At 67.5% G+C, this 6,266-nt stretch carries 8 protein-coding genes; 4 read left to right on the top strand and 4 right to left on the bottom strand.

All coding sequences use genetic code 11. The annotated features are described in order from the left end of the window. Positions 1-199: 199 nt before the first annotated feature. From QYL93_RS30605 to QYL93_RS30595, 3 genes are all read right to left on the bottom strand, one after another. Positions 200-865, bottom strand: coding sequence for a hypothetical protein (locus tag QYL93_RS30605; RefSeq protein ID WP_305747205.1), 666 nt, complete (start codon positions 863-865; stop codon positions 200-202). A 61-nt stretch (positions 866-926) separates the two neighbouring features. Then, the gene (locus QYL93_RS30600; protein ID WP_305747204.1) at positions 927-1,883 is read right to left on the bottom strand and encodes a nitronate monooxygenase family protein; all 957 of its coding nucleotides are present in this window, start codon (positions 1,881-1,883) and stop codon (positions 927-929) included. Between the two features lie 70 nt (positions 1,884-1,953). Continuing rightward, positions 1,954-2,703, bottom strand: a complete 750-nt coding sequence (locus tag QYL93_RS30595; RefSeq protein ID WP_305747203.1) for a pseudouridine synthase — start codon at positions 2,701-2,703, stop codon at positions 1,954-1,956. Positions 2,704-2,850: 147 nt separating this feature from the next. Here QYL93_RS30595 and QYL93_RS30590 point away from each other — a divergent pair, with 147 nt between their 5' ends. The 3 genes from QYL93_RS30590 (at position 2,851) to QYL93_RS30580 (ending at position 4,750) form a co-directional block, all read left to right on the top strand. Continuing rightward, entirely contained in the window at positions 2,851-3,579 is a 729-nt protein-coding gene (locus tag QYL93_RS30590) for an alpha/beta fold hydrolase (protein ID WP_305747202.1), read from the top strand. 151 nt (positions 3,580-3,730) lie between these two features. Further along, positions 3,731-4,390, top strand: coding sequence for a tetratricopeptide repeat protein (locus QYL93_RS30585; protein WP_305747201.1), 660 nt, complete (start codon positions 3,731-3,733; stop codon positions 4,388-4,390). Between the two features lie 24 nt (positions 4,391-4,414). Next, the gene (locus tag QYL93_RS30580; protein WP_305747200.1) at positions 4,415-4,750 is read left to right on the top strand and encodes an ankyrin repeat domain-containing protein; all 336 of its coding nucleotides are present in this window, start codon (positions 4,415-4,417) and stop codon (positions 4,748-4,750) included. 6 nt (positions 4,751-4,756) lie between these two features. Here QYL93_RS30580 and QYL93_RS30575 read toward each other — a convergent pair whose 3' ends face one another. Next, on the bottom strand, positions 4,757-5,227 hold the full coding sequence (locus tag QYL93_RS30575) for a TerB family tellurite resistance protein (protein WP_305747206.1): 471 nt from the start codon (positions 5,225-5,227) through the stop codon (positions 4,757-4,759). Positions 5,228-5,345: 118 nt separating this feature from the next. Here QYL93_RS30575 and QYL93_RS30570 point away from each other — a divergent pair, with 118 nt between their 5' ends. After that, the gene (locus QYL93_RS30570; protein ID WP_305747199.1) at positions 5,346-6,263 is read left to right on the top strand and encodes a DHH family phosphoesterase; all 918 of its coding nucleotides are present in this window, start codon (positions 5,346-5,348) and stop codon (positions 6,261-6,263) included. Positions 6,264-6,266: the final 3 nt, after the last annotated feature.

The following is a 6,266-nucleotide window of genomic DNA, read 5'->3' as shown; positions in this document are numbered from 1 at the left end:
ACCGAGCATCGCAGGCTGCCCCCTCGCCTCCGGCGAGGGGGACACGGGCAGCGGGGTCGCCTTTCTTTTGGGCACTTTTCTTTGGCGACGCAAAGAACAAGTGCCTCGGCCGCCGGGCCGAGACCCGGCCTCCGCCCTTACCTCACGCGCCGCAGCAACAATGAAGGCCGAACACCGAAGCACAGGTCAAACCGTTCGCTCACGGCGTGCGCCCATCCACCGTCACCCCCGGCAACACCCCCAACTCCCCACGATGAACGATAGGACAGTTGAGCACCACCCGCGTCACCTCCAGCACCACAAAACCCTTTTCGGCAGCATCCAGCACCTCCTCCTCCGACCGCAGCACGCCCGCCTGCGCAGGGTCGCGCCAGGTGACCTTCACCAACTGCCACAGCGGGCTGTAAGCCGCGCTGCGGTTGGCATGGCCCACGGGCTCCGGGGCCGAAGCGAACACGCTGGGCTGGCGGAAGTTGGTGCTGCCGTACACGCGCGACGTGGCGCCAGGGCGCCGGCTGCCGCCCGCAGCGCTGGGCACATCGGCCAGCGCATGGGCGAGCTGGGGCACGTGGTTGGCCAGGTGCTCGCGCGCCACCTCGGCGTCGGATGCGTCGGTGGTCACGTACAGCACCTCCTTGCCGTCGAACCAGCCGCGCAGCAGCGGCAGGTGCGCCCGCTCGGCGCTGGCCGGCCCGGGGCTGGTGTTTGTGTTGGTGTTTGTGTTGGTGTTGGTGTTGGTGTTGGTGTTGGTGTTTGCGGCGGGTGTGCCGCAGCCTGTGAGCAGCGCTGCAGCCAGCAGCAACAGGCCCGCCCCTGGGGGCAGGCGGTACGGGCGTGTGCTGGCGTGTCTGCAAAGGGTGGGCATGGCAATGGTCCTTTGGAAGTGCGGTTCACCGGGCCATTGTGGGCCAACCACCCACCACCCATCAACCGAAGGAACGCGCCGCGCCCAGTGCACCCAGCCGCGTGGTGATGGCAAAGAACTCCGCCACCGTATCGTCAATGATCTGCTGCGCCGTTTTGACGGAATCGATCAGCCCCGCCGTCTGCCCCGCCAGCGCAGGCGCAGCCTCCATGTCGCCGCCAAAGTACACGCGCTGTATGCCTTCGAAGCTGTCGGCGGGCATCAGCCCGGCTTCGTGGATCGCCGCAGTGCGCTCGGACTTGAGCGCGCGGATGCAGGGGCTGGCGCGGGTGTTGAGCATCCAGGTGCCGGTGGTGCTGGCGCCCACGATGGCGTTCTTGTAGTTGGCGTGCACCGGGCTTTCGGCGCAGCTCACGAAGCGCGTGCCCATCTGCACCGCCTCGGCGCCCAGGGCGAAGGCTGCGGCCATGCCGCGCCCGTCGCAGATGCCGCCGGCGGCGACCAGCGGCACGTCCACCCGTGCGCGGATGGCCTGCAGCAGCACCAGGGTCGAGACTTCCTCAGGGTTCTTGAAGCCGCCGCCTTCGCCGCCTTCTACCACCAGCCCGTCGATGCCTGCATCCACGCACTTGAGCGCGGCCTCCAGCGTGGGCACGGCGTGGTAGACGGTGATGCCCGCGTCCTTGAGCGGGGCAATGAACTTGGCCGGGCTGCCTGCCGAAGTGGTGACGAAGCGCACGCCCGATGCGCAGACAAAGCGCAGCATGGCGTCGTCCTTCAAGAAGCGGATGGGCAGGTTCACGCCAAAGGGCAGGCCGAGGGCGCGCATCTTGGTGATCTCGGCCTGGCAGTTGGCCGTTTCGCCGGACGAGGTCTCGATGATGCCCAGCCCGCCGGCGCGCGAGACGGCCGAGGCCAGCGGCGTGCGCGCGATCCAGCCCATGGGGGCCTGGATGATGGGATAGCGTGCGCCCGTGTGGGCGAGGACGCGGTTGTTGCCGGTGGTCGGGGTGGTCATGGGTGCGGTCTCCGTTGTTCTTGGGAAAACCCATTATTCGGGGCCCGCCGCCCGCTGCATGTCGCCCGCGTTACGGGACCATGGACCAGGGGCGCTCTGCCAGCAGGCGCTGCCAGTCGGCGGTGGGGTCGGCCTGTTGGATGCCATCGCCTGCCTCCAGCCTGAGCCCGCTGTCGAACACCAGCGCTTCGCGCGTCACCGGGTGCGGCACCTGCAGTTGCCAGGCATGCAGCCACAGCCGTTGCAGTCCCAGGCGCTCGGCCCACCAGCGGTTCAGCGGGCCCTTGCCATGCGTGGCGTCGCCGATGATGGGGTGGGCCAGGTGCTTGAGGTGCCGGCGGATCTGGTGGCGCCGGCCGGTGGTGGGCACGGCCTCGACCAGCGAGGCGCGGGTGCTGGCAAAGCGCGGGTCGCTGGCCTCGGGCAGGGTCAGCTGCGCCAGGGTGCGAAAGCGCGTGTGCGCCTCCTGCACCGGCGCGTCGGCCGGGGCGTCGTCGGGCTTGAGGGCGTGGTCCACCTCCACCGCCGCCGGGGCAAAGCCGCGCACCATGGCCAGGTAGCGCTTGTGCGTGGCATGGTGCTCGAAAGCCTGCGACAGGGCGCGTGCTGCATCGCTGTGCAGCGCCATCACCAGCACGCCGCAGGTGCCCTTGTCCAGCCGATGCACCGGGTACACATGCTGGCCCAACTGGTCGCGCAGGGTCTGCATCACGAAGCGCGTCTCGCCCGCATCGAGCCCCGTGCGGTGCACCAGCCAGCCCGCAGGCTTGTAGACGGCGACGAGGTGTTCGTCGCGCCAGAGGATATGGAGCGGGTTCATGGTGAGGGGATGGGGCAAGAAAGATGGCGCTATGGGGCAGGGTGCGGGGCATTCGCAGGTCCGCAAATGGCGAGCCGTGCTGGGCGTGGCTCCGTATCGTGCGGGCTGATTTCACCACTTTCGGCTTGCAAAAAGCCCTTGAACACCATGAATATTGTTCTCCTTCACGGCAGTTGGCACGGCGCCTGGTGCTGGCACAAGGTCGTGCCGCACCTGCAAGCGGCAGGGCACAGCGTGCACGTGCCCGACCTGCCGGCCCATGGCCGCCACTGGCGGCTGGCGCGCGGGCGCACCACGCTCGCCGACATGGCGCGGCGTGTGTGCCGGCTGGTCGATGCGCTCGATGGGCCGGTTTTCATCGTTGCGCACAGCCGTGGCGGCATAGTCGCCTCCACCGTGGCCGAGAGGGTGCGACCCGGCAAAGTGGCGGGCGTGGCCTACCTGGCGGCCTACATGCTCCAGAGCGGCGAGCGCGTGGCCGACTTCTTCCGCCAGGACCGCGATTCGCTGGTGCGCAGGCACCTGCGCATCCACCGGGCCACGCTCACCGACAGCCTGGCACCCGAGGCCTACCGCGAAACGCTGTATGCCGACTGCTCAGATGCCGATGTGGCCCTGGCGAGCGCGCTGCTGACGCCCGAGCCCGCGCTGCCCGCGCTCACGCGCCTGAAGCTGACCCCCGAGCGCTATGGCCGGGTGCGTCGGCACTACATCGAGCTCACGCAGGACCGGGCCGTGACGATTGCACTGCAGCGGCAGATGCAGGCCGCCTCGCCCTGCGCCAGTGTGGCCTCGCTCGATGCGAGCCATTCGGCCTACTTCTCGTGCCCGGATAGGCTGGCGCAGACCATCCACCAGATGGCGCAAGGCGGGTGATTTTTGGGGCGGCCTGGCCAGAGCCTGTGCCGAGCGGACACTTTCGGCCGGGCATGCCAGAATGCGGCCAACTCTTGATCCCTCTTTGCCGAAGGAGCCCACGCCGATGATGATGCGCGCCATTGCTGCCGCCTTGACCCTGGGAGCCGCCATGTCACTGCCTGCCATTGCCCACGCTGCTGTGAACGACGGCATCGCCGCCCATGGCAAGGGCGACTACGCCACCGCCTTCAAGGAATTCAGCGCCGCGGCGAATGCGGGTGATGCTGCCGGCAAGCACATGCTGGCCAGCCTCTACTACACCGGCCAGGGCGTGGGCAAGGACCTGAAGAAGGCGGTCGCGCTGTTCACCGAGGCGGCGCAGGCAGGCTACACGCCCTCCATGGCCAACCTGGGCCTGATGTACTCCAAGGGCGATGGCGTGCCGCAGGACATGCAGCGTGCAGAGCACTACGCCACGCTGGCCGCCGAGAAGGGCGACGTGCAGGCGCAGTTCAACCTGGGCCAGTCCTACCGCAAGGGCGCCGGAGTGCCCCAGAGCCACGAGAAGGCGGCGCTGTGGTACCGCAAGGCGGCCGAGGCCGGCTCGCTGGCCGCGCAGAACGAATACGGCCTGCTCTTCGCCCAGGGCCATGGCGTGCCGCAGGACTATGTGCAGGCCTTTGCCTGGATCGACATGCCGGCCAGTGCTGGCGAGCCCCAGGCCATCAAAAACCGGGCGCAGCTGCTGAGCATCCTCGATGCCAAGGGGCAGGTGGCTGCGCGCAAGCTGGCTGCCGAGTACGCAGCCAGGTACGGCAAGCCACGCTGATCTGCAACCAAGGAGACCCCCTTCATGTCCGCAGGCGATTGGAAAGACATGTATGCCGCCGCCGTGGCAGGCGACCTGGCGCTGGTGCGCCACCACATCAGCGCGGGCGTGAACCCCAACTACCAGCACCCCGAGATCCTGTGCACGCCGTTGGTGGCCGCACTCATCCACGGGCATGGTGCCATTGCGCATTACCTGCTCGACAACGGCGCCGACCCGCAGCTGCGCTCGGAGTTCGATGGCATGACGCCGCTGCAGGCCGCCAGGCGCCATGGCCGCACGGAGTTCGTGCAGTTGCTGCAAGAGCGCGGCGCGCGCGAAGTGAAGACACCCTTCTGGTGGCGCTGGTTGCCGGTGTAGCGCGGGTCAAGGGAGGGCCGCAGCTTCCTTGGCCCTCATCTTCGCGGCGATGTATTCGCCATGCGTCACATGCAGCAGGCCAGCCACCTTGCCGATGGCGTGCATCTCGTTTTCATCGAGGCGCGCATCGGCATAGGCCACCTGCCACATGGCCTCGACCAGCAGCACCTTCTGCTCCTGGGTGAAGTGGTCGTTGAGGTTGCCGGTGAAGCGCTGGTAGTCGTAGGCGGTCTTGGCCGTGTCCACGGCCAGTTCCAGCAAGCGGTCGATCTCGTCGTCGGTGAGCGAGAAACGTTCGCGCAATGCGTGGACCATGGCATCGCGTTCTGCGGCGTCCATGGAGGCGTCTGCGCGCACCACCTCCACCAGCAGCACGGCAGCCGCCAACTGCACGGAATGGGCGCGCTCTGAAGGGGTGGCCTCAGGCGAAAAGGGGGCGGTGAAACTGTCGAACAGTTCTTTGAGGGTCTGGAACATGGGCCGGCCAAAGAAGGTGGAGAGCGAGGGGGATGGAATGCGAAACACCATACCCTATCGAGCCCGTCTGCAATGTATTGGTTCCCGCCGTCACGCAGGCGCGCGACAATCGGCGGCAATGATGAAAAAATCGATTCTTCCCCTGCAACTGCTGGTTGCCCCCGATCTGAACGACCCCTCGCCCCTGGTGCTCTACCACGGCCGCAACTGCCCGGACGGTTTTGGCGCCGCGCTGGCGGCCTGGCTGTACTACGGCGACAAGGCCGAATACGTGGGCCTGGACCATGGCGATGTGCAGTCGGTGGACGACCTGCCCGCGCTCGATGGCCGCTCGGTCTACATCCTGGACTTTTCGTTCTCGGCCGAGATCCTCTCGGCCATCGACGAGCGCGCGGCACGCCTGGTGATGCTCGACCACCACAAGAGCGCGGCCGAAAAGCTCACCGGTTTTGCCTGCCGCTGCGGCGTCGTGCACTTCGACATGGACAAGTCGGGCGCGCGCCTGGCCTGGGAGTTTTTCCACCCCCACAAACCCGTTCCCGCGCTGCTGCAGTATGTGGAAGACCGCGACATCTGGAAATGGGAGTTCCCCGAAAGCGCGGCCTTCCTGTCGGCGCTGGACATGGAAACCCAGAGTTTCGAGCGCTGGCAGGAGATCGCCGGCTTCACTCCCGAGCAATTGGAGCGCTTCATGGCGCGCGGCGCGGCCATGGACGAGAAGTACCGAAAGCTCTGCGCCGACATCGCCGAGGGCGCCCAGCCCCTGGTGTTCAACGGCATCGAGGGGCTGATGGTCAATGCCCCCGGCATGTTCCACAGCCTGGTGGGCGACATGCTCTCGGCCAAGACCGGCACCTTTGCCCTGATGTGGAGCGCCGGTGCCAAGGGCGTGAAGGCGGGGCTGCGCTCGCAGCGCAACTTCGACTGCATCGCCCTGGCCGAAAGCATGGGCGGGGGCGGCCATGCGCAGGCCTGCGGCTTCAAGATGAAGACCGAGCGCCTGCCTGAATTGCTCAGCGGCGTCTTGAACGCCTGACGT

The sequence above is a fragment of the Acidovorax sp. A1169 genome, assembly GCF_030704685.1.
Lineage (GTDB): Bacteria > Pseudomonadota > Gammaproteobacteria > Burkholderiales > Burkholderiaceae_C > Acidovorax.
The sequence above is the reverse complement of the archived record's forward strand: the minus strand, read 5'-3'. Positions and strand labels throughout refer to the sequence as shown.